Genomic DNA, 22,090 nt, shown 5'->3' on the forward strand with positions numbered 1-22,090 from the left:
GTATCCATCCTCTAGCTCTCTCCCTCCCTGACTTGCACCAACGCTGAAATATTGCGAGAAGTGATCGATGCAACTCCCATTTCCATAAAATACGTCATCTCCGCTTCGGCATTAACCGTCCAAACATAGACATCCAGCTCATGGCGGGCTGCTGCTTGCAGGAGCGCTGGCTCTACAACACGATAATTCACGTTGAGACCGAAACAATTCGCACTCACCGCTTGTTCGCAACTGATTCGAGCTGCCTCCGTGTAATTCTCGGTTTGAAATAAGGAAGCATCTACGTTCAGCAGCTTGCGTAAGCGTGGATTAACGCTGTTTACATAGTGAGCCCTTAGGGACTCGCAACCGCTAAGGAAGACCTGATCATAGAGTCCGTTTATGTCAACGAATCGAGAAACAGGCTCAACACCCTCATCTGATTTCATATCCAGATTGATTGTCTTGCCTGATGCCAGCAAGATGGGCATAACGGATGCCAACGACAAGATCCTTATCGTCTCATTATCATCGGACGATCCGTTACGTGCCCTGATAGCCAATTGACTCAACGCTCCATAGCTCATTTGGGAAATCCGGTATTCGGTGCCATCTACCGTGTACACGTTGTCATCATGAGCAAGCACAAGAACCCCATCTGATGTGATCAAGATGTCTTCTTCCACGATATCTGCTCCGCTAAGAAGCGCCGTTTCTATAGAGAGCAGACTGTTATCTGGTGTGCCCATACATCCCGTATGTGCAGTTAGCAATGGATATCGCTTCATCGTCTTTCACCTCAACTAAGCATCGTAGTTGTGAACTCTTGGCCCTGTACGTGACTGAATTCGCAAGCCAAACAGCCCCTTTCAACTTGAAAGAAGCTTGTATTTGCCATGAGCTCACTACTTCTTGATTTCCTCAAGCGGTGCGTGATGCCCATAAAACGTCTTTTCCCTTTGAATGGGGGCTGTCCATTTCACAGCATTGGCAATGACGCGCTGCACATCTTGGTTGTGGTAGGTAGGATACGTCTCGTGACCTGGACGGAAATAGAAGATTTTCCCTTGGCCCCGGCGATAGGTGCATCCGCTGCGGAACACTTCTCCTCCTTGGAACCAGCTGACGAAGATTAATTCCTCTGGTGTCGGAATATCGAAATGCTCGCCGTACATTTCTTCCTCTTGCAAATCAATGTAAGGTCCAATTCCCGCCACGATGGGATGAGAGGGATCCATCACCCACAGCCGTTCTTTCTCGTCCGCTTCTCGCCATAGCAGATCACAAGATGTGCCCATCAGTTTGCGGAACAATTTGGAATGATGTCCGGAATGCAGTACGATCAGCCCCATGCCTTCATGTACGCGTTTACAAATGCGATCAACGACGTTATCCTGAAATCCTTTATGTTCAACATGTCCCCAATAAATAAGAACATCCGTCTGATCCAGTTTCTCTTGGGTTAACCCATGCTCAGGTTCATTGAAGGTTGCACAGCTAATTTCGAATCCATCCTGGCTGATGCCATCCGCAATCGCTCCGTGCATGCCTTTGGGATAGATCCGTGCAACCTCTTCTTTTCTCTGCTCCTGTAGGAATTCATTCCAAATCGTTACTCTAATCATACGAGCCCTCCCCTATGCTAGTCGAAAGCATTTATAAGCTTCTCGTTACGCCGTCTTGCGCTGAATCTATAATGGCTTGCAGCACTTGTTGGTTCCGGTATCCATCCATAAGCGTCGGAAGTGATGAAGAGTTCCTCTGTTCCAAGTAATCTACAAAATCTTGCAGCATCGGCTTCACCGATTTCTCATCCAAGTGGATGACAGACTCGGTCAGTTGTAGATTTTCGCCAGATCTGAGCGTCAAATGAACCTCATTCGGCTTTTCCACTGACATCCGTACCGTCCCCAAGTCCCCAAACAAAGTAACGTTGAATTGATTCCCCGTCCCAATGGCATTCTTGTGCGTATAAAAGGACCCCATCGCGCCGCCTTCTAAGACAGATTGGAAGCCTGTAAAGTCATCCACATCCACTTCGGCGTATTCGCCTGTTCGCTTATCCAAACGGCGATCCGTAAACGTGGTCATCATACCCGACACCTGCGTAAATTCGCCTACAAAGAAGCGCGCCGCGTCCACCATATGGGAGCCAATATCCGCTAATATGCCGGATCCAACCATCTCTTTATTGAAGCGCCACGTGTATTCCTTGTTGAACATTGGGGCGTTTTCCTCTTGCAAGTAATGCGCAGCGATATGCCGAATACGGCCTAAAGTACCGTCAGCGACGAGCCCCTTCACGTACTGAAAGCAAGGTCGATACCGATAGGAGAACCCTATCATGCAAGGAATCGGATTGGCTTCATATAGTCGGAGTAATTCATCCGCCTCCTCCATCGTTCGGGTAAAGGGCTTCTCCGAGAAGATGGGTTTGCCGCAGGCAATTGCCGTTTTCAAGATATCACAATGGAATTTATTGGAGACTCCGGAAATAAGGAAGTCAATGTCAGGATCGGCGATGATGGCCCGATAATCCGTGTACCGCTTTGCAGCTGCCAAATGCAGTCGATCTCCGACCCCTTCCACCGCTTTCGCATTCACGTCACAGATAGCTCCAACGCTTGTATTGGTAATCCTCGCAAGATTGTTCATATGGTAATCGCCGATACCGCCAAGGCCAATAATGCCTACGTTCCAATGTTTAGCACTCATCATGTCTGCTCCCTTATTCGCGATCTTCCTCACTACCAATTGTAGAAACTGAATTTCGTTCAATAATTTTGCCTTCAACTATGATGTTTTCTTCGTACTCCCCTTGCAGCACGCCTAATTGATGCATTAACAATCGAACGGACTGTGCACCTAATTCGGACGGTTGCAAATCCATGCTGGTCAGAGAGGGGTTCGATTGCACCATCATCGAGTTATCTCCGCATATGACGAAGATAGAGACATCCCCAGGTACACTAAGATTAAGATCCTTAACCGCATTAAGAACACTGAACGCAGTCCGATCATCATCGGCAATAATCGCCGTCACTTTCTTCTGCTGCTTACCCAGGATTTCCATCGTCTCTTCATACCCATAGTCCATATATTCGCTGGAGTTCAACTCCGGCTTATGATGAATCATGTGCTCTTCTACGTCTAACCCATGAACCTTCATCGCCTCAACGAAGCTAGCTTTCCGATCAATCGATACGGTCATATGCTCATTCGCATTCAGAAACATAATATCTCGATGGCCCTTGCCAACTAAATACGCGCAAATATTGGACATCATCTGTGCATTATCATTATCTACGCTTGTAGAATGCTCGATATTTTCATTCATCACATGACCAACTGTCACAAAAGGAATCTGTCCCATATGCATGAGCGTGATACGCTCATCATTCGCAGTAGGCCTCATCACAACAGCACCATCGATGGGGTAACTCGTCAGAAATGGCGTTTTCACCTCATGAACAGGAATGATATCCAGCAGCACCCTATACCCATAAGAGGCTGCTTCCAGAATGACCCCGTTAATAAACTGTGTATGAAATGCGCTAAAGAAGAAGCTGCCATGCGGTATGGTTAGGCCAATCGCCATCGTTTTCTTGGTAACTAAGCTTCGCGCAGTATGATTAGGAACATAATTCAATTGTCTGGAAACACTCATCACACGTTCTCTGACTTCGTTGCTCGTCGGTCTTTTTTGGCTAAAAACGTTAGAGACCGTCCCTTTGGAGACTTTCGCTAATCTTGCTACATCATCAATTTTAGCCATAGTTAGATATACATCCCTTCATTACAATGTCCATTTATGCCAATTGTGCATTAAGCTCCTCGACCAAGTCAATTAAATCTACCGGATTGCTGATTGTATAATCTGGTTTTTGACTGTCGTCTTCATGCACCTTCGGATAGCGAGTCGTCCAGCTCAAGAATACGCTCGTAAAACCCATTTGATTCGCACCTTTCACATCTCGGCTTAGGTTGTTACCGACCATAATAATTCTGTAACAATCCTGCTCCGTCAGCTCTAAAGCACCCATGGCCGCTTTGAACATTCGTGGACTTGGCTTCGAGTCTTTAATCGTTTCGGAATAGATCATTGTCGTAAAATAATCATATAACCCATGGTCCGTTAACATGTTCTTAAAGGATTGCGCTCTGCCGTCAGCTACTAACGCCAATATATAACCACGCTCGGCGAGCGTCCTCACCATCACATCTGCCCCTGGAATTAGATCTGCTTTAATAACGATATCATGGTCATCTCGAATTTCGGTGCCTTCATCAATAATGGTATCTCCACAGTCTAGGAAAACGATAAGCTTTTTTGCATTGGGATCAATCGGCATATGATCTTTCGTTGTTGGTTTATACATGAGCAGCGACACCCCTTAAGTTTAATTGGTCAGCATGATGACAAGCTGTGTAATGCTTATTGCCTACATCCCGCAACTTCGGCTCTTCCTGCACGCATTTGTCAGTCTTGTACATACATCTAGGATGGAAGTGGCATCCACTTGGCGGATTAGCCGGATTCGGCACTTCGCCTTCGAGAATGATGCGCTCCTTCTTATAATCAGGGTCAGGCTCAGGTACGGCCGACAGGAGCGCCTCTGTGTAGGGATGCTTAGGTGTTTGAAATAGCTCATCTACAGGTGCTAACTCGACTATCCGCCCCAAGTGCATAACCGCCACACGGTCCGAAATATTTTGAACAATAGATAGATCATGAGAGATGAAAATATACGTAATCTGGAGCTGCTTCTGCAGGTCCTTCAACAAGTTAATAATTTGCGCTTTGATGGACACATCCAAGGCGGATACCGCTTCATCGCAGACGATGAGTCTAGGCTGGGAAATAAGCGCCCTTGCAATCGCGATTCGTTGTCTCTGCCCGCCGGAGAAGGCATGTGGATATCGTTTGAGATAGCTGACATTCAGACCGGTTTTCTCCGCGATTAAGGTCACTTTCTCATCCAGCTCCGCTTTCGTTAACTTAAAGTTGGCGAGCAGCGGCTCGGAAATAATATCATATACACTCATTCTCGGACTCAGTGAGGAGTACGGATCCTGAAAGATCATCTGAATATCTTTCCTGAATTTCTTGAATTCTTTTCCCCGAAGGCCTAGGAAATCGACCTCCTCATTGCTCTCCGTATGGTAAATAACTTCACCTGACGATGCATTCATGCCCCTGACGATACAACGGCCTAGCGTTGTTTTCCCACAGCCCGATTCGCCGACAATGCTTAGCGTTTCTCCCTCCATCAGCTCGAAAGATACATCATTCAACACACGAACGGATGAAGGCCTAGCAAACAACTTATTTTTATCTTTGACTTCAAAATTTTTGATTAAATGGTTGACTTTCAGAATCGGTTTAGACATATGCTTTCTCCTCACCTTCATTCGCGTAAAGGAAACATCGAACCATATGGTTATCGGATATTCGCGTTTTGGGCACGGCTTGTTTATTGCATACCCCTTCAATCCGATCCTTGCACCGCTCATAGAATCCGCACATAGGCGGCATATCAATCGGCATCGGAACGGTACCTTCGATCGATTCTAACCGTTTATTGCGGTCGCCAGCCAACTTCGGCATCGAATTGAGCAAGCCTTTGGTATAGGGATGTTTGGGATTGTTAAAAATCTCACCTACGGTCGATTGCTCAACAATCTTCCCTAAATACATAACAGCCACTTCATCGCACATCTCTGCAATAATGCCTAGATCATGGGTAACAAGTAGGATCGCCATGCCGAACTCTTTTTGCAGCCCCTTCATCAGTTCCATCACTTGGGCTTGAATCGTCACATCGAGTGCGGTCGTGGGTTCGTCGGCGATCAACAATTCCGGATTACAGGATAAGGCCATGGAGATCATCGCCCGCTGACGCATACCACCCGAGAATTCATGCGGGTACTGGTCAAATCGTTTCGCTTCATCCGAAATGCCCACTTTACTTAACATTTCGAGCGCGATTTTCTTCGCTTCTTTCTTATCTTTGGTACGGTGGATGAGAATCGATTCCATGATCTGATTGCCAATCGTATACATCGGTGAAAATGCCGTCATCGGCTCTTGAAAGATCATCGCGATTTTGCGGCCGCGAATGGATCGAATTTGTTTACCTCGCGTATCCAGTGATAGCAGATCCAGCTTGTTGAGTGCCTTCTCCGAAGTCGAGTGATACACAATTTTGCCGGAAGTTTCGCACTCTTTAGGATTAATGGAGATAATGGCTCTACTGGTTAAGCTTTTTCCACAGCCAGATTCGCCAACAAGCCCCAGTGTTTTTCCTTTTTTTATATCAAAATCAACGCCATCCACAGCTCTCATTTCCCCATTATCCATCTGAATACGAATCTTGAGGTCTTGAACGGACAGTAGGGGTTGTTCGGATTGTGAATCGATAACAGCTTTTAATGTCATGACATTCCCCGCCTTACCTTGGTTTATTTCTTGTAGGGATCGGCTGCATCCCGCAATCCGTCGCCTAGAAAGTTAAACGTTAATACGGTAACAATGACAAATCCGAGAGGAATTAACTTCCATGGATACAAAGCGATATTCTCAATCTGCTGAGCCTCTTGAAGGAGTACGCCCCAACTGGTCGCAGGTGAACGAATACCGAGCCCTAGAAAGCTCATGGCCGTCTCCCCCAGAATCATACCTGGGATGGCCAGTGTCGTCGCCACAACCAGATAGGAGATGAACCCTGGCAAGAGATGCTTGATAATGATTTTCGCATCGCTGACGCCGGCTATTTTGGCTGCAAGCACATACTCTTCATTTTTTAACGAAATGAACTTCCCCCTCGCTACCCTGGCTAGATCCGTCCAACCGATGAAAGCGAAGATGACGACAATGTACAGATACATGGTCACGACGGGAACGCGGGCCGGTATGGCAGCGGATAAGGCCATCCAGAGCGGCAGCGTTGGAAATGACCGGATGATTTCAATAAACCGCTGAATCACCGAATCAATCCATCCGCCGAAATACCCCGATATCCCACCGATAAGTAAACCAAGTACAAAGCTGATGCCGACGCCGATGAGCGGGATACTTAGGGAAATTTGACTGCCTAGCGCAACGCGTGATAGTAAATCCCTACCCATGCCGTCTGTACCGAAAAGGAAGATACGACCAGGCTCATCTACGCCGAAAAGGTGCGTACTCGTTGGGATCAAACCCAAGAATTTGTAGCTCTCACCTTTTACGAAAAAACGCAGCGGATGGCGAACATTCTCGTCCTGCACAAAGATTTTGCGCAGTGTAACAGGATCTCTGCCTGATTTCAGCTCGTTGACAAAAGGTCTGAAATGAAAGTTGCCCTCAGCATCCTTGAAACTCAATTTCGTAGGCGGGGCATTAACGTATTTGCTGTCATAGCTTTCCAAACTATAGGGTGCGATGAACTGGGCAAAGAGCGCTACAAGATAGAAAGCAGCTAGTATGATTAAACTGACGCGCGCTAATTTATGCTTTTTCAATCTGCGGTATATAAGTCGCCACTGTGAGCTGTAATAGACATCGTTATTTTTCGGACGTTTGAAGGTCGTTACGAGTTGTTTGCCCACTGTTGTAATTGTTTTCATAGTTAAGCACCTCTGAATGCAGTGCGAATTTTGGGATCGAGCCATGCCAGCAAAATATCCGAAATCAATGTACCTACAACCGTCAGCACGGCCATAAACAACAACCACGTACCTGCCAAATACATATCTTGGGCTAATAATGCGTTATACATAACAGGACCTTGAATCGGCAAATTCAGGACAATCGCCGTAATCGTTGAACCTGTAAAGATGGACGTTAACGACCATCCAAGGGTACTTACGATAGGGTTAAGTGCAGCCCGCGTCGGGTATTTCAGTAAGATCTTCGTTTCTGATAAGCCCTTGGACCGTGCTGTCACGACATTCGGCTTATTCAATTCGTCCAGCATTTGCCCTCTCATAACACGAATGAGCTCAGCTGTGTTCGCCAAACCAATTACGATAATCGGGATGATCATATGCTTCAACAAGTCAAGAACTTTCCCCATCGACCATGCCGCACTTGCGTAATCACTCGAAAATAAACCTAGTAAAGGATCACCGAAATACACGTAAGACAGGTACATGAGAATGATCGCCATAAGGAAGTGAGGCGTAGCCATTCCTAGGAAACCGAATGCTGAGAAGATATAATCGCCAATCGAATACTGCTTGACGGCACAGTAGATTCCGATCGGGATAGCCACTGCATAGGTAAACACCATTGTTGCCAGTGAGACGATTAACGTTAATGCCATAAATTGATTGATTACACTCAAAACAGGCTTGTTATAGCTAAATGAGTAACCGAAATTAAAATCGGTAAAAATGTTCTTCATCCAATCCAAATATTGAATAAACCAATGTTGATCAAGCTTTAAAGCTGCTCGCATTTCTGCAATATCTGCTTGTGTCATGACCTCGCCAGCCGCTGACATTTTCGCCGCATACGATGAAACATAGTCACCCGGCGGTAGCTGAATAATATAGAAGACAATGACGGATATGACAAAAACGACGGGTATGACCATAATAATTCTTCTTAGTATGTATTGGAGCATCTCAATCCTGTCCTCTCCGGTTAATTCGATCATCCGCTTGATAGTGATACTGGGGAAAACCACCAATCCATTCTCCCCAGTACCCAGTTAACAACGGCCTATTGTTTGATAAAGAATTGAGAAGGATGACCATGACCCAAGCTGCGGAATTCATCCGCATAAATGAGGCTCTTAGGCACATTGCCGATCTTGTTAGAAGCCACAATCAGCTTAGGCGTTGGGCCTGCATAACCAATCAGCCATTGATTCTTTTGATTAAGCTTAATGATTTCATTGCTCCACTTCGTGATGTCCTCTTTGGTTGTTGAAGATTTCACTTTATTCCAGTAATCCAAGATTAACGCGATATCGCCTTCCGGTTTCACGCCGTCTTTCCCATTGGAAGATGTGTACAAGCCATAATTGCCGAGCCACGGTGTAAGTACGCGAAGCGGTACAAGTGTATCAGGTCTAAAAGCTACATTGACAAGCGAGATATTCTCTGTCGTTACTGGAATCTTGTTGGCGTATTTCATATCATTATGCGTACCGGCATCCACGACTTTGATATCTACCTTGAGACCGACTTTTTCATAATATTTCTTAACTAATTCCAAGAAAGTAGCTGTATTCGTTGTGTTCTCAATGACTGTAATCGTGAGATCAGACCCGTCTGCGTTTAAACGGAAATTGTTTTTATCACGTTTCGTCAAACCAAGTTCATCGAGAAGCTGATTTGCACGTGCTTGATCAAATTTACTCCATTGGTCTGCCCATCCTTTTTGGTAACCAACTAGACCTTCCGGAACGGAAGCTTGCTGCGGAGCCCCTAAGCCGTTCGTCACGATTTCTGAAATTTCTTTCCGGTCGACAGCTACCGAGACAGCTTCTCTGAATTTAATGTCTTGGAAAAGCTTACGCAGATTAGGATCGCTAATCGTTTGATTGAATTGAAGTCCAGCACTTGACCAAGCTGCTTGCGTCCAAGGCGTGACGGTGAATGCTGCTTTCTTCTCATTTTCTTTCAATACCGTGAAATCTTTAAAATCAAAATCAAGCAAATTGTAATCGCCAGCTAATGCGCCAAGAACGCGTTGTGCAGGATCTTGCACTTTGGTAGCCACAAGACGGTCCATATAAGGCAATTGATTGCCTGCGCTATCCACTTTCCAATAGTACGGATTGCGCTCCATAATGAATTGATCACTATTCGGATCGTTTTTAGCTACCCAAGGTCTTAAATTGGGGATCTGTGGATTAATCCAATCGTAATAGCCTGTTGCGACCAAGAACGATTTCACATCAGCGAAGCCCCATTGCTTCGCAATTTCGAGCGCTTTCGCCTCGCCTACGAACTCAGGCAAGATGGTTTTCTGGAAATGGGCCGGTGCGAAGAACCATTTGTTATCAATCGCTACACGCTCCAGAAACAGAACGCTAGGATATTTATGGGTGATTTTGAACGTATAATCATCTACTTTAGTTACTTGCGCTAGTGCCTTTTCACCGGAAACAGGATCGATGGAGTAATAGGCATCATAAATCTTCTTGCCGAACGTTTCTTTCGTGAGCATATGCTCCCAATAGAACAGGACATCATCGGCTGTAAATGGCATACCATCGGACCATTTCATCCCTTTTCTCAAATGAATCGTGAACTCCGTTGAGTCTTTATTCACTTCGAAGCTCTTGGCAACGTTCGGCTCAACAGTACTTCCATCCTTATTAAAACGGAACAGCGACTCCTCGGTCGGTGCACCAACCGTCCAACGATCATTCGGGCCTGCCCAAGGCATTTTCCAGTCTCCGCCGTATTTGCCGATCTCATCCGTTACCTTTTCGACCATAATATCTTCCTTAACCGGCATCCGATCCGTTACAGGCTTAAGGGTTCCTGCCGTCACAAGCTTAGCTAACATCGGGGCTTCTTTGAATCCGCTTATCTGTGTAGCCGCTGATGCAACTGGACCTGTTGTTTCTTTCACTGCTGAACTTGCTTGTGGTTCACTATCACTCTCACATGCCGCAAAAACAACTGCAAAAATCAACATCATCATACCCATAAACAAACTGCTTCTTCTCAAGCCAATCCCCTCCATAGTTGTAAACTTGTTCCTCACTAATCCCTTTCCCCTAGCTGGAAATCGGACCCCTTCACCTCCAAGGCAGAATATCCTTAAACCGGTTTAATAATAAAATAAAAAAATATGAACTGTATGTAGTTAAACCGTTTTAATAATAATGTAAGCGCTTTACTTAAACGTATGCCGGAATACGCAAACTCATGTTAATTTCCTCTTCGAGTTTATTAAACCGGTTTAATGCATGTGTTTGAAAGCGCTTGCTTTCCTGCTTATTTGTATCTTACATCGGATTGGCATCCTTGGCAATCATTTTTTTGGAAGAATGTGGGGATGCAAATCAGGTGCGGGATGATGTGGTATAATTGAGGAAGATTGCTTAGAGAGGAATTATTCCCATGCGCAAAGGTGAACAAACGAAACTCCGGATTATCGAGAAATCTGCTGTTCTATTTAATGATAAAGGGTATACAGGCACATCTATGCAAGATATTATGGACGCGACTGGCCTAACCAAAGGTGCGATCTATCGCACCTTCACCAGCAAAGACGATATTGCCATTGAAGCGTTCCAATACGCTGGGCAAGTCTTGTGGCAGCATTTCGCAGCGGCAATCGAACTCGAGGATACGTCCCTCGGCAAAATTCTAGCCATGTGCAATGTGTATCGTGACACCGTCCATAACCCTCCGATGCAAGGTGGCTGCCCATTCTTAAATACAGCGGTCGAAAGCGACCATTCTTTCCCTGTTCTTCGTGATCATGCTAACCTAGCTTACACGCACATGTTGGGATTCATGCAATCCTTACTGGCTCAAGGGGTGAGCAGCGGAGAATTTAAAGGGGAGATTGAATTGGAGTCCCTTGCTTCTTTTATATTTTCAACCATCGAAGGCGCTATTATGGCCAGCAGATTAACGCGGGACAACCGCCATGTCGCTTATGCCACCCAACATATAGAACGGCTGCTCATGACCTATAAGGCTCAGTAGCGGCCGTTTTTCTCTGCCCTTCTTCAGTTCACTCGTCTACCTGTAACCTTCGATGATGGCAGCATTCCTGCCTTCGCCGTTCCACTCATGAGGTCACCTTGCACCGTTACTTCGAACTTCAAATTCAGTCGCATGGGCTTCCTCACCTTCTGCGTCCATGTCAATTGACGACCATCCCATGCAGGGTTAAGTAGTTCGTCAACCTCATCACCTTGCGTTGCTGTCCCCCTTATGGATCCATCCTTCGAGGAAATGTTCAGCATGACGGACATTTTACCAATAGGCGTTGCGATCATCATTTGCCAGGTGCCTTCTACCATCGAATCTCCAACGGGAGTCTCGGCAGCTAACGGGATTAGCAGATCTTCATCAGATGCATCAGAACTCGCTGCAAAGTCAATCGGAACAATACCTTGTGCACGCCATACCGTTCCCCTACGTTCATATTCAAATAATTTTTCCACAGCAGATGCAATTTGGGGCCCTACTTCACGCTCTACCAAGTACAAGGCCACATCAAGTCCTGATGTCACACCTCCCCCACTTACCAATCGATGTCCATCCTCAACGACCCTGGCTTCAATTGGAATCGCGCCCGTTGCTCCTAGGGCAGACATCCCCAAATGATTCGTGACCGCATATCGCCCCTCCAACAAGCCCCCCATCGCAAGCACCAATGAACCACCGCACACCGTTGCAACCGTGACAAGCTCATTCTCCATAGCTCGTTTCATCAACGATGTTAAATTCGACTCCATTGCTAACCTTAGGATGTTAGGAACAGCATCTTCGGAATCGCCTGCTGGCTTGCCTGAACCTCCCGGAACAAGAATAATACCTGATCGACTCGGGTCTAAAGCGGCTTGAGCTTCGATCGCAGGTCCTAGCATCCCGCTCGGTACCGAGCGTTTCCCCTCTGCTGACACTAATTCCACCGTGATGGCTCCACCCGCATACATCGCCGCTGCAGCGAATACTTCGTATGGCGCTAAAGCGTCCATGAGATCGAATCCATCGAATAATACCACTTGCACATACATAAGCGTACCTCCTTCAGATCATCGTGCTAGGTTTTCTAAAAACTGTGCGAATAACGATCTCAGCAGCTACCATGAGACAGACGATCGATCCATACACCGCTATGGTGTAGCTAGTCGTATAAGCAAGACCCATACCATTATGGAGGAGTGCAGTTATGGCATGAATCGTGAGATTCGTAAATACGAAAGCATAACTCCTCGTCATCCACTTGCGATGCGAATTGACTTGTTTCTTCTTAATCTTAACGATGGCGACAATCGTCATTACCAGCCACACGATGTTCATCAAGTTAAACCCCATAGAGCTGGCCTTCCCACCAGTCGCATACGGCGCCATATAACCGGAAGTGACGTCAACAATGAGCACAGAAATCAGGTAGAAATAACCGTTCATTCGATGAAATTTGCGATGCTTTTGTAACACAGTCTTAGAGAAATTTACTGCCCCCGCAATCATAGCTGCACATGCAAAAAGGATATGCACATTCATCACCTTTAGCCATACTGCCGTATTTAACGCTCGTTTCAGCGCAGTTTTATGGCTTAGAAAGACGGTGGCCTCCGGATCATGAACAAAGTTGGCGTACAAGACGTACACAATAAATATCGCTGTAATTAATGACATGAATAAATAAGCCTTTTTACTCGTGGACATACTTCCATCCTTTCCTACGAAGTGATCATTAAATCCCACTATCTAACTGTAGAAAATCCATTTATTCAAATGCGCTCACCACCACTCCTCCGTATCGCAATCATCCATCCTCTAATCCATAAAAAACCGAACCGTTCGGTCTTTTTTTATTATAATATAAAATGCAGCTTTGCTCCTATCGAATTGTTACAGAATTAGGAAGTCCCCTACAAAGCACGCAAAAAGAGACCTTCTACTAGAAGGCCGCTTTGGCTAATTAATGCGAGGGAATCCAACCTAAGATCTGCAAGACCGTTAAAACCACTTCAATCACGATTAGAATGACAACGATCCATTCAACAAACAAGCCCCTCATGGAGTGACTAATGTTCGAAAAACCTTCCAAGATATGATACAAAATGTCCGTTTTGCTTTTAAGAATTGTGAACCGATCGTTCAACTCGAAGAATTCTATCATCTCATCGTAGAAGTGACCAGCGGAGCTGTTTGACCAAGTCAAATCAGGTTTATCCAAAATCATAATATACGCTAAGGTGTTGTATTCATGACGCACGACTTGAGCTGTCGTTCTTGCCAATTCTTTGTTGCCTACGCGAAGCTTGCCTTTTTCAAGTCTATCAATCATCATTTCGAGACTATCATGAATTTTCCCAAGCTGCTCCTCCGTCTTCTCTAGGGCCACCGATTTGGCAAGAACTGTAGAGATTAATTCAGGGTAATAGGGTTCAAATTCAGCCACTACCACATACTTGTCAGTCAACTCCATGTTATCGGTTTGCTCCGTGTGTAGACGGTAATTCTCTGTATAACGCTCTGAATTGTGGAGATCGATCTCAGGTTCGAATGTCTGAAGAAACTTCAAGAAATTCGTAATTTCTCCTTTATTCACGTGGTTAACAAAAACAACGCTTCCGAACGAAAACACAAGCACTTGTTGGATACCAATAATCTCTTTATGCAGAATCTTAGAGAGCGTTTCACCTTTGAGAATTAAAGGCTGCTCCCACGTATATTTCTTGGGACTCCCGCAATAGGTGGCAATTTTGTTCAAATCGATCTCATTCGTTATGGCCAAAGCTTTAAATGTGATATCCTTCATGTTCACCACTCATCTGTCTGAAAGAGTTTTACTCCTATTTTTGACAGAAAAAGTGTTCTTCAATCTTCGCTAGGCTGTACTTCTGCTTGCCGATGGATTAAGGCTTAAATGCCAGCCCATTCATCTCTAAAGCCGCTCGAAGTTTAGGCAACGAACCCGGCCCCATGCCGTGAAAGGTTAAAATGTCCGCTTCGCTGTACTGTGACAACTGCTGCACAGTCGTAATGCCATTGTTCTCTAATGCTCGTCTAGCCGGTGCTGAAAGCGTTGAAAGAAACCCCGATTCAGGCTTCATCCTCAATCTCCTCCCAATGTAAAACCATAATGGATACAGACATTGTGTCTTTTTACCTATTTTACCATAAACAAATCATCTCCATCCTCATGACCTATGGGCAACTATGCTAATTTCTCTTGTAGTAAAAGTTAGAAAAGTATACACTTTTCTAAGGATATAGTTTTCCATATTGTAGACCAAATGAACGACTATGGGGAGGCAATGTAACGATGTCACATACCGCCGAAATTAAAAGAGTACAAATCCTGCTTCGCCATGCGCAGCAACAACCTGGTGCTAGTAACCAAGCCGATGAAAGAATTAAGAGTTTGAGCAGCAGACTAGAAGTGCTTCAACAACTTGCTGGTGTACCTGGAGATTCGAGTGAAACTGTAAGTGACAGCGTTTCGGCAGACGTAAGTGAAGAAGTAAGTGAAGAGAATGAAGCAACTGAGGCAGTAAATGAAGAAGTAGTTGAAGAAACGAACAATGAAGCGAATGATGAAGTCGCGGCGTCGGAAGAACAACCTGCTCCAGATCCACAAAATGAGTAGCTATCGTTATGACTGTCAAAGCATGTCCTAAATGTCTAGTAGGCTGACCTGTCGTAGATTCCTCTACTTCAAGTCAGCCTACTTTGTTGAACGGCCAAGGTTAACCTTAGCTAATTAATTTTAATTTCGCCTTTTTGATAATCAGTTTCTGGTACAACACGATGTATCTATCTAACAACTGGCTGACGGATACGACTTTCTCATGTGTCAAGCTACCATTAATCACTGCTTGATTAATCATCTCAAATCGCAAGCTTTCAATTTTTTCTTGAAGTTTTGATTCCATCGTATCCATCTCCATTCTAATTATAGAAATTAGTTATACTTCCTATATTTGTATAGTAAATGAAGACTATTAGATTAATATTAGAATTTGTTGGTGAGAGTATTAGTTTTACTTGATCTTCCTATAATATAGCGGGGCATGTCCCGTCACTAATTTGAACACACGCCCAAAATGCGTAACACTGCCGAAGCCAACTTTCTTCGCAATGAGACTAACTTTCATGGAGGAATGCTCTAATAGTTTCTTGGCTTCCTTAATCCTTACACTATTCAAATATTCCACGAACGTAAACCCCGTCGCTTCTTTGAAGAATCGGCTTAAATAATAAGGACTCACATAAAATTTCTCCGCCAGCAGATGCAGCGGCAGATCCTGCATGTAATGGGTGTTCATATACCGAACAACCTCCAAGATCCTCTCGTGCATAGGACTTGGGGGCTCCAGCAGCTCCAGTGCATTCTGTTTGGCATGTCGACAGCAAATAATAAGCAACTGCAGCACCAGCGTCTGAGCAAACATCTCGAAGCCAGACTTCTTCTCCTGCATCTCCTGCATGATGCTTTGTGCTAGCGATTCGATTGCAAGCTTGTCTTGCAGCGGACATTTGATGATCAAATAGGCTTGCTCGAAAAGGGGCTGGAAAATGTCCCGATACGCATCATTGACTGAAGCCATATAGCTTTCATGAATATTTACGATGAGCCGCTCATGCTTGGGCATTTCGGTATTCGTCGTCCGATGAAGGATATTCGGAGAAATGATGACGATATCCCCCTCGTCGATGATCATTGTCCTGTCTTTTATAAAAAAAGTCCGTTTGCCGGACATCAAATAGAATATTTCATAGGTGCTATGAAAATGGTTGACTGGCATGTTGTGACTTAACGCCTTCCGATAAGATATGGAGAAGGAACCCTCACGGTTATTAAATTGAAAATCGCTCATCCTTGCTCCGCCTCTCATCTCATTTGCCATTTATTATACGCCTCTGCCGTTAGACTGCAAGATATAAGAAGAAATTTAGTTTTTGCGCAAAAAATGTACATATTCCTCTGATAAGATAAGCTTAAGTACACGAAGGAGGAATGAACCCGAATGCAAGCTTCTGAACGTAATATCCAAGACAGCACTACTGCCACCCATCATGTAAAATCCCCTATTCAGTGGGCGGAGGCTGCGTGTGAGGCACTGATGGCCAAATTTGAACCGGAACAGCTTCCCCCAGATCGTTTCCACTATCATCAAGGTGTTTTTCTATCTGGTATGGAGAAATGCTGGCGGGAAACGAACGACGATAAATACTATACGTATATCAAGCGATGGGTAGATAGCCAGATTCTCCCTGATGGCAGTATTAAGAAATACAACCCAGAAGAATTAGATGATATTCAGCCTGGCGTGCTGCTCTTCAATCTGTATGAGCAAACTGGCGATGAACGATATAAGAAAGCCTTGCATACGTTGGTTCCCCTTTTAAAAGCATGGAAAACGAACCCATCTGGTGGCTTCTGGCATAAGGAACGTTACCCGAATCAAATGTGGCTGGATGGCTTATATATGGCTGGGCCGATTGCTACGCAGTTCGGTAAAACCTTTGGCGAAGCCGACTATTTCGACATGATGACTTATCAAGCGATCCTCATGGAGAAGCATACCAAGGACCCTAACACTGGCCTGCTGTATCACGGTTGGGATGAAACCAAAGCTGCTGCTTGGGCTGACCCTGTAACAGGCTTGGCACCGGAATTCTGGGGCCGCGCAATCGGTTGGTATCCAGTGGCATTGCTGGAAATGTTCGAATATCTTCCTGCGGACCACAAAGACAAAGCCGAATTGACGAGCATCCTTCAAGACCTGCTTCTGGCCTTGCTTCCCTATCAAGATGCCGCTACCGGCTTATGGTATCAGGTTGTCGATAAAGGCGACATGGCGGACAATTGGTTGGAAAACTCCTGCACAGCTCTGTATGTACACGCTATTGCCAAAGCCGTGCGCTTCGGGTATTTGGATCCTAAGTACTTGGCCTATGCGTGGAAAGGATACCAAGGGGTCATTGATACCCTGAAGTTCGATGAGAATGGTCACGTCATCATTGGCCAGATCTGTATCGGTACAGGAATAGGCGACTACGCCCACTATATCGCCCGTCCTACGAGCGAGAACGATTTGCACGGCGCTGGCGCTTTTATCCTTATGTGCGTAGAAATGAGTCTAGCTGCCCAAGCGTGACAAAAGAAAAACCAGTTAGCATCCCAAATGAGGATTGTTAGCTGGTTTTTTTGTAGGTGTATATCGCGGCGGCTACTTCAACTGCTGCTGCTACTTCTGCGGCTACTTCTGAATTCAACTGCCACTACAACTACCTCTTAAACCAATACCGCCTTACTTTCCCCGCCGCTCCCAACAAATGAAATGGATTTTATGTAGCTAATTTTGCCGATTTGCTACAGTTGCGAGCAATAGATGGATTTCCTACAGCTAATTTCGGCGAAAACCCACTAAACGGACAAACTCGCCCAGATTAGATGTACTTTTTCCATCTAATCGCAAAATCACAGGTGATATGGGGAATTTAACTGTAGGTTTTACAGTTAATTGAAAGCTAGCTACTTAACTGACGCTATTTCTACTTCACATGATGCCCCGCTACACATGCAAATCACGTTTGCCAAAAGCGGCATACGTGACCACGGTCAGGCCGACGATGACAACTGCCGAAATGATGACATAGACAGCATCAAACCCGCCGCCATACATGATATTCTTCGCCTCATAAAATTTAAACGGCGTTACATATTTCAAGAAAGCCAGCTTACTATTGAAGTCAATGGCAATGGACAGGATGAAGGTAATGAGCATGAAGCCTGTTGCGAGTGAGGCTGCCCTTTTGGCGTTTCGATACACGGCTGCAATAGATGTGCCAATGACCAGGAAGAGCATCTGCACAATCAACATCCCCAGCATGACGATGGAAATATCTCCACCAACGGCCTCCCCTTTGCTATAAGCGCCAACAATGCATATACTCGACAGCCAGGACACGAGGTTAAAAATAAGGATGTTCACGAAAGCGCTTAGCAGCTTCCACGTGACGATGCTGTGCCTCGACAAAGGCTTCACGAATAGAAACTCTGCCGTCTTATCCCGCTCTTCCTTCGCAATAATATTGGCGCCAAGCATTGCCGCATGAATCGTTGCCATCAACAAGAAGTATAGCACTAGGATGCCGAAATAGCCGCTGGCTTTCGATAAATCTAACGCGCCACCGCCCATAATGACTTGGAGGGACTTCGGCATTTCTGCCATCAGATCATTAATCTGTCCGTTCGTCGCCGTTGCTTGGTACTTGTTCATGCCACTTGCGACTAAAAAAATGAGCCCAAGACTCCAGAAAACCATTGATTTCCGATACGTTTTCAGTTCTCTCCAGAACATATTCACTTCTCGTTCCCTCCTCTCACCTACGTTTATACGGCATGAACGTCTTTTCTCGTGTAAATGAAGTAGCTCACCGTAATCGAAACAACGATAATCGCGATAGCTGCAATGACATAGGGCGTTTCATAACTTGCATTTGTAAGCATGTACGTCCCGCTGAAGTATTTGAATGGGGAAAAATACCGCTTAGCGCCCTCCCCATCTACGGCAACGATCATGCCGATTACGAAAAAGGCAAACACCGTACCAAGACTGACGGATAAAACAGCTTTTATTTTTGAAAACACAACCGAAACAACGAATCCCATCGCTAGAAACATCAGCTGGATAAACAGTAATGTACATGAAATCAGTAGAAAGATGCTCCCATCAAAATCGACCGTCTTGACTTGAAGCGCCATCATATAGGCTGCCCCGATATAAACCACACAAGTAATCGCTAAGGAAGCAACAGCCGCTAATAGCTTGGAAGTCACTATTTTCGTCCGCGTTACAGGTTTCGTAAGCAGAAAGTCTGCTGTTTTCTCACGAACCTCCTTGGAGAGTATCGACGCTCCCAACACCATGGCCTGAATAGCTCCGCAAAGCGTAATGTACATAAAGATGTACATGTAGAATCCAAGCAGGGTGCCAAACGTTTCGATTTGAATACCCAGCGCTTTCCTAACCCCCTCTGGGTACCCTTCTAAGACGGAAGAGAACTGTGCAAAATCTTTGGAAACCGAAGGAAAAAGGGATAAGAATAAGACGATAACAGCAAGTAAGGAGCACGTCCACGTGATCGTGGATTTACGATAAGCTCGCAATTCATGCAGGAAAATATTCATGCCTTTAAGCCTCCTTCTCATAGTAATGCATAAAGATCTCCTCTAAATCAGGCTCTTCGATCCATAGATTCGCAATGTCGATATCGGCTATTTTTCTCATGACTTGATTAATATTGCCTTTGAATAAGAAGCTCGTCGTCTGACCTTGGACTTCAATGTTGTTGACCCCGGGCATCCTGAAGAAATGGGGGTCGAGCGCTTGCGCCGTGTCAATTTTAAAACGCTTAAAATTGTTTTCTTTTAACGTGCTAATCTTCTCAACGGTTACGATTCTACCTTCTTTAATGATCGCAACACGATCACATAGCCGCTGTACTTCGCTCAAAATGTGAGAGGAAAAAAGAATCGTCGCTCCCCTTTTATTCTGTTGTTCGAGCAATTCGAAAAACTTCTGTTGCATAAGCGGATCCAGCCCGCTCGTCGGTTCATCCAGGATAATGAGCTTAGGGTCGTGCAGCAGCCCTTGAACAATGCCCACTTTCTTCTTATTTCCCAGAGATAGATCGTCAATTTTCTTCGTCACGTCCAGATGCATGATCTCGGCAAGCTCTTTAATTCTTTGGGTGCAATCTTTCTTGTAAAAGCTAGCCGAATACTTAAGCAGGTCAATTACTTTCATGTTGTCATAATAAAAAACTTCCGATGGTAAGTAGCCGATTTCCTTCTTAATTTCTGGCGCAAACTGGATGCAGTCCTTCCCGAAGATCTTGGCACTGCCGCTAGTTGGAAAAATCAGAGATAGCAGCGTTCGAATTGTGGTCGATTTCCCCGCGCCATTCGGTCCAATAAAACCGAAGATCTCCCCTTCTTCGATGGTAAAACTAACATCAGTGATGCCTCTTGCATTCCCATAAGTTTTGGTCAAATTGGTGATTTCAATTGCATGCATGGCACGGCCCCCTCAAATTTGTAAGGTTAAAAGCAAACAAAAAGAAGCCCTAAGCATAGAGAATCTCTACGCTCGGGCTTCTTCACATAAGAAGGCGAGTGTGCGGTTCTCTCTCAATGCACTACGAGGTTAGCTGTCGGATTCGGACTTGAGAGCGTCCTACCTAATGCTTGCGAGCATCAGGATTCACCCCATGAAGCCATGTGTTGCTTATACGGCTTCGGTTGGTTCCCCCGTTTCCCAGTTGGGAATTAAGTGGTTTAATTTTACAGAAAATCAACTTGTCGTAATGAATCTTACGCCGATCTGAACCGAATGTAAAACCTAGATTCACCTTTAATTTATGCAGATTTGACTTTGGTAGTCGATGAAAGCGCATACATTTAATGGTGACGTTGATTATCCTATATTTTGCTAGTTATTACGTGTGATACAACCGCCGATACTCTTGTGGTGTCAGCCCCGTGTGCTCCCGGAATCGAGCAATAAAATAGCTGCTCTGGGAAAAACCGATATGCTCGGCCACTTGCTTAATGGTCCATTCGGTAGACATAAGCAGTTGTTTGGCTACAACAAGACGGCATTCAAACAGCCACACCATCGGAGTCCGCCCCATCACTTCATGAAACATTCGACTAAAATAATACGTACTGAAGCCAGCCTGCTCGGCCATCTGCAGGAGGGTTAGTGGCTTCGTGCAATGCGTACGAATATATTCAGCAACCTCTCTCATCCGCGCACGCTTATCTAGAATCGTGACCGTACCATGCGTCTCCGCACGCAAGGCAAGCTCAGCCATCAATTCATAGAGCTTTACCGCCAATTGCACCTCATTTCGATTATGGGGAGATGCCTCTTCCAATAAACCCACGGTCAGTTGTTTCAGCTTGGAGGCATCGCTATACGTAAACAACCACACTGCTGAAGTACCTTGATCATTCAACAGTCTGTCGAGTCCCTCACCCGCAAGGTGTACCCAAAAAACTTGCCAAGGATCATTCGGATCCGATCGATACTCTTGCTCAAGGCCCGCTCCGTAATAGAAGCCCTGCCCTGCTTCCAGGCCGAATTCCTTCCCGTTCGCTTTGACATATCCCTTACCGCTTAACACAATATGCAAGTTTGCTTGTTGCAGCTGCCCCTTAGACCTCCGCTCTTGATGTTCTGGAAATTCTGCATATTGACCGATCATATCCGGATACACCGTATAGTGTTTATACATCGGCTCTGGTAATACATAATGAATTCGCATGTGTCCTCCGATGCGCAAAAATCTGATATCTCGAGCAAAATGATGTTATATACATAATATTACAAAGCAATATAATGAGTACATAAAGAATTTTCAATAACAAGAAATTAGTATACCTTATAGGAATGGGGAT

General features: G+C 45.2%; 22 protein-coding genes, 1 pseudogene and 1 riboswitch. Of the genes and pseudogenes, 3 read left to right on the forward strand and 20 right to left on the reverse strand.

The features are described from left to right. Positions 1 to 11 precede the first annotated feature (11 nt). The 10 genes from AC58PV_RS12805 to AC58PV_RS12850 form a co-directional block, all read right to left on the reverse strand. A complete protein-coding gene (locus AC58PV_RS12805; protein ID WP_497432619.1) occupies positions 12 to 767 on the reverse strand; it encodes a glycerophosphodiester phosphodiesterase in 756 nt (251 codons plus the stop codon). 117 nt (positions 768 to 884) lie between these two features. After that, positions 885 to 1,604: a ThuA domain-containing protein gene (locus AC58PV_RS12810; protein WP_497432620.1), complete on the reverse strand. Its 720-nt coding sequence runs from the start codon at positions 1,602 to 1,604 to the stop codon at positions 885 to 887. A 31-nt stretch (positions 1,605 to 1,635) separates the two neighbouring features. Further along, positions 1,636 to 2,697, reverse strand: a complete 1,062-nt coding sequence (locus tag AC58PV_RS12815; protein WP_497432621.1) for a Gfo/Idh/MocA family protein — start codon at positions 2,695 to 2,697, stop codon at positions 1,636 to 1,638. 10 nt (positions 2,698 to 2,707) lie between these two features. Further along, positions 2,708 to 3,754, reverse strand: coding sequence for a LacI family DNA-binding transcriptional regulator (locus tag AC58PV_RS12820; protein ID WP_497432622.1), 1,047 nt, complete (start codon positions 3,752 to 3,754; stop codon positions 2,708 to 2,710). A 34-nt stretch (positions 3,755 to 3,788) separates the two neighbouring features. Continuing rightward, positions 3,789 to 4,358, reverse strand: coding sequence for an HAD family hydrolase (locus AC58PV_RS12825; protein WP_497432623.1), 570 nt, complete (start codon positions 4,356 to 4,358; stop codon positions 3,789 to 3,791). After that, positions 4,351 to 5,370: an ABC transporter ATP-binding protein gene (locus tag AC58PV_RS12830; RefSeq protein WP_497432624.1), complete on the reverse strand. Its 1,020-nt coding sequence runs from the start codon at positions 5,368 to 5,370 to the stop codon at positions 4,351 to 4,353. Before AC58PV_RS12830 ends, AC58PV_RS12825 begins: the two co-directional genes overlap by 8 nt. Continuing rightward, positions 5,363 to 6,418: an ABC transporter ATP-binding protein gene (locus tag AC58PV_RS12835; RefSeq protein WP_497432625.1), complete on the reverse strand. Its 1,056-nt coding sequence runs from the start codon at positions 6,416 to 6,418 to the stop codon at positions 5,363 to 5,365. The genes AC58PV_RS12830 and AC58PV_RS12835 overlap by 8 nt, the downstream gene beginning before the upstream one ends. Before the next feature lie 23 nt (positions 6,419 to 6,441). Beyond that, a complete protein-coding gene (locus AC58PV_RS12840) occupies positions 6,442 to 7,587 on the reverse strand; it encodes an ABC transporter permease (RefSeq protein ID WP_497432626.1) in 1,146 nt (381 codons plus the stop codon). Between the two features lie 2 nt (positions 7,588 to 7,589). Then, on the reverse strand, positions 7,590 to 8,651 hold the full coding sequence (locus tag AC58PV_RS12845) for an ABC transporter permease (protein ID WP_497432627.1): 1,062 nt from the start codon (positions 8,649 to 8,651) through the stop codon (positions 7,590 to 7,592). Between the two features lie 35 nt (positions 8,652 to 8,686). Beyond that, the gene (locus tag AC58PV_RS12850) at positions 8,687 to 10,651 is read right to left on the reverse strand and encodes an ABC transporter substrate-binding protein (RefSeq protein ID WP_497432628.1); all 1,965 of its coding nucleotides are present in this window, start codon (positions 10,649 to 10,651) and stop codon (positions 8,687 to 8,689) included. A gap of 395 nt (positions 10,652 to 11,046) precedes the next feature. Between AC58PV_RS12850 and AC58PV_RS12855 the strand changes: the two genes are divergently transcribed. After that, positions 11,047 to 11,640 carry a TetR/AcrR family transcriptional regulator gene (locus AC58PV_RS12855; RefSeq protein ID WP_497432629.1) on the forward strand — a complete coding sequence of 198 codons (594 nt, stop codon included), beginning with the start codon at positions 11,047 to 11,049 and terminating at the stop codon, positions 11,638 to 11,640. Positions 11,641 to 11,663: 23 nt separating this feature from the next. Here the strand turns inward: AC58PV_RS12855 and AC58PV_RS12860 are convergent, their stop codons facing one another. The 4 genes and pseudogenes from AC58PV_RS12860 to AC58PV_RS12875 form a co-directional block, all read right to left on the reverse strand. Further along, positions 11,664 to 12,680 carry a DJ-1/PfpI family protein gene (locus AC58PV_RS12860; protein ID WP_497432630.1) on the reverse strand — a complete coding sequence of 339 codons (1,017 nt, stop codon included), beginning with the start codon at positions 12,678 to 12,680 and terminating at the stop codon, positions 11,664 to 11,666. A 13-nt stretch (positions 12,681 to 12,693) separates the two neighbouring features. Continuing rightward, complete coding sequence (locus AC58PV_RS12865) at positions 12,694 to 13,335, reverse strand: DUF2306 domain-containing protein (protein ID WP_497432631.1); 642 nt, start codon at positions 13,333 to 13,335, stop codon at positions 12,694 to 12,696. Between the two features lie 256 nt (positions 13,336 to 13,591). Next, positions 13,592 to 14,434 carry an RMD1 family protein gene (locus AC58PV_RS12870; RefSeq protein ID WP_497432632.1) on the reverse strand — a complete coding sequence of 281 codons (843 nt, stop codon included), beginning with the start codon at positions 14,432 to 14,434 and terminating at the stop codon, positions 13,592 to 13,594. A gap of 97 nt (positions 14,435 to 14,531) precedes the next feature. Continuing rightward, positions 14,532 to 14,726 (reverse strand): annotated as a pseudogene (locus tag AC58PV_RS12875) (DNA-directed RNA polymerase subunit alpha C-terminal domain-containing protein); the annotation flags it as partial. Between the two features lie 215 nt (positions 14,727 to 14,941). On the opposite strand from AC58PV_RS12875, the gene AC58PV_RS12880 reads away from it, so the two are divergent. Beyond that, positions 14,942 to 15,265, forward strand: coding sequence for a hypothetical protein (locus AC58PV_RS12880; protein ID WP_497432633.1), 324 nt, complete (start codon positions 14,942 to 14,944; stop codon positions 15,263 to 15,265). Between the two features lie 106 nt (positions 15,266 to 15,371). Here AC58PV_RS12880 and AC58PV_RS12885 read toward each other — a convergent pair whose 3' ends face one another. Beyond that, positions 15,372 to 15,551 (reverse strand): aspartyl-phosphate phosphatase Spo0E family protein, encoded by a 180-nt coding sequence (locus AC58PV_RS12885; RefSeq protein WP_497432634.1) that lies wholly within the window; start codon positions 15,549 to 15,551, stop codon positions 15,372 to 15,374. Positions 15,552 to 15,659: 108 nt separating this feature from the next. Then, positions 15,660 to 16,496 (reverse strand): helix-turn-helix domain-containing protein, encoded by an 837-nt coding sequence (locus tag AC58PV_RS12890; RefSeq protein WP_497432635.1) that lies wholly within the window; start codon positions 16,494 to 16,496, stop codon positions 15,660 to 15,662. Between the two features lie 150 nt (positions 16,497 to 16,646). Here AC58PV_RS12890 and AC58PV_RS12895 point away from each other — a divergent pair, with 150 nt between their 5' ends. Then, on the forward strand, positions 16,647 to 17,780 hold the full coding sequence (locus AC58PV_RS12895) for a glycoside hydrolase family 88/105 protein (RefSeq protein WP_497432636.1): 1,134 nt from the start codon (positions 16,647 to 16,649) through the stop codon (positions 17,778 to 17,780). Between the two features lie 417 nt (positions 17,781 to 18,197). Here AC58PV_RS12895 and AC58PV_RS12900 read toward each other — a convergent pair whose 3' ends face one another. From AC58PV_RS12900 to AC58PV_RS12915, 4 genes are all read right to left on the reverse strand, one after another. Continuing rightward, complete coding sequence (locus AC58PV_RS12900; RefSeq protein ID WP_497432804.1) at positions 18,198 to 18,986, reverse strand: ABC transporter permease subunit; 789 nt, start codon at positions 18,984 to 18,986, stop codon at positions 18,198 to 18,200. 32 nt (positions 18,987 to 19,018) lie between these two features. Beyond that, the gene (locus AC58PV_RS12905) at positions 19,019 to 19,816 is read right to left on the reverse strand and encodes an ABC transporter permease subunit (RefSeq protein ID WP_497432637.1); all 798 of its coding nucleotides are present in this window, start codon (positions 19,814 to 19,816) and stop codon (positions 19,019 to 19,021) included. A gap of 4 nt (positions 19,817 to 19,820) precedes the next feature. Next, on the reverse strand, positions 19,821 to 20,705 hold the full coding sequence (locus AC58PV_RS12910) for an ABC transporter ATP-binding protein (protein WP_497432638.1): 885 nt from the start codon (positions 20,703 to 20,705) through the stop codon (positions 19,821 to 19,823). A 103-nt stretch (positions 20,706 to 20,808) separates the two neighbouring features. Beyond that, a riboswitch (cyclic di-AMP (ydaO/yuaA leader) is annotated at positions 20,809 to 20,973 on the reverse strand. A gap of 153 nt (positions 20,974 to 21,126) precedes the next feature. Beyond that, entirely contained in the window at positions 21,127 to 21,957 is an 831-nt protein-coding gene (locus tag AC58PV_RS12915) for an AraC family transcriptional regulator (RefSeq protein ID WP_497432639.1), read from the reverse strand. Positions 21,958 to 22,090: the final 133 nt, after the last annotated feature.

The organism is Paenibacillus sp. J22FR83 (assembly GCF_059691955.1).

Bases quoted from the DNA above. Each gene is read 5' to 3' on its own strand.
- AC58PV_RS12805 (WP_497432619.1), bottom strand. From the start codon at position 767: ATGAAGCGATATCCATTGCTAACTGCACATACGGGATGTATGGGCACA.
- AC58PV_RS12810 (WP_497432620.1), bottom strand. From the start codon at position 1,604: ATGATTAGAGTAACGATTTGGAATGAATTCCTACAGGAGCAGAGAAAA.
- AC58PV_RS12815 (WP_497432621.1), bottom strand. From the start codon at position 2,697: ATGATGAGTGCTAAACATTGGAACGTAGGCATTATTGGCCTTGGCGGT.
- AC58PV_RS12820 (WP_497432622.1), bottom strand. From the start codon at position 3,754: ATGGCTAAAATTGATGATGTAGCAAGATTAGCGAAAGTCTCCAAAGGG.
- AC58PV_RS12825 (WP_497432623.1), bottom strand. From the start codon at position 4,358: ATGTATAAACCAACAACGAAAGATCATATGCCGATTGATCCCAATGCA.
- AC58PV_RS12830 (WP_497432624.1), bottom strand. From the start codon at position 5,370: ATGTCTAAACCGATTCTGAAAGTCAACCATTTAATCAAAAATTTTGAA.
- AC58PV_RS12835 (WP_497432625.1), bottom strand. From the start codon at position 6,418: ATGACATTAAAAGCTGTTATCGATTCACAATCCGAACAACCCCTACTG.
- AC58PV_RS12840 (WP_497432626.1), bottom strand. From the start codon at position 7,587: ATGAAAACAATTACAACAGTGGGCAAACAACTCGTAACGACCTTCAAA.
- AC58PV_RS12855 (WP_497432629.1), top strand. From the start codon at position 11,047: ATGCGCAAAGGTGAACAAACGAAACTCCGGATTATCGAGAAATCTGCT.
- AC58PV_RS12860 (WP_497432630.1), bottom strand. From the start codon at position 12,680: ATGTATGTGCAAGTGGTATTATTCGATGGATTCGATCTCATGGACGCT.
- AC58PV_RS12865 (WP_497432631.1), bottom strand. From the start codon at position 13,335: ATGTCCACGAGTAAAAAGGCTTATTTATTCATGTCATTAATTACAGCG.
- AC58PV_RS12870 (WP_497432632.1), bottom strand. From the start codon at position 14,434: ATGAAGGATATCACATTTAAAGCTTTGGCCATAACGAATGAGATCGAT.
- AC58PV_RS12880 (WP_497432633.1), top strand. From the start codon at position 14,942: ATGTCACATACCGCCGAAATTAAAAGAGTACAAATCCTGCTTCGCCAT.
- AC58PV_RS12885 (WP_497432634.1), bottom strand. From the start codon at position 15,551: ATGGAATCAAAACTTCAAGAAAAAATTGAAAGCTTGCGATTTGAGATG.
- AC58PV_RS12890 (WP_497432635.1), bottom strand. From the start codon at position 16,496: ATGAGCGATTTTCAATTTAATAACCGTGAGGGTTCCTTCTCCATATCT.
- AC58PV_RS12895 (WP_497432636.1), top strand. From the start codon at position 16,647: ATGCAAGCTTCTGAACGTAATATCCAAGACAGCACTACTGCCACCCAT.
- AC58PV_RS12900 (WP_497432804.1), bottom strand. From the start codon at position 18,986: ATGTTCTGGAGAGAACTGAAAACGTATCGGAAATCAATGGTTTTCTGG.
- AC58PV_RS12905 (WP_497432637.1), bottom strand. From the start codon at position 19,816: ATGAATATTTTCCTGCATGAATTGCGAGCTTATCGTAAATCCACGATC.
- AC58PV_RS12910 (WP_497432638.1), bottom strand. From the start codon at position 20,705: ATGCATGCAATTGAAATCACCAATTTGACCAAAACTTATGGGAATGCA.
- AC58PV_RS12915 (WP_497432639.1), bottom strand. From the start codon at position 21,957: ATGCGAATTCATTATGTATTACCAGAGCCGATGTATAAACACTATACG.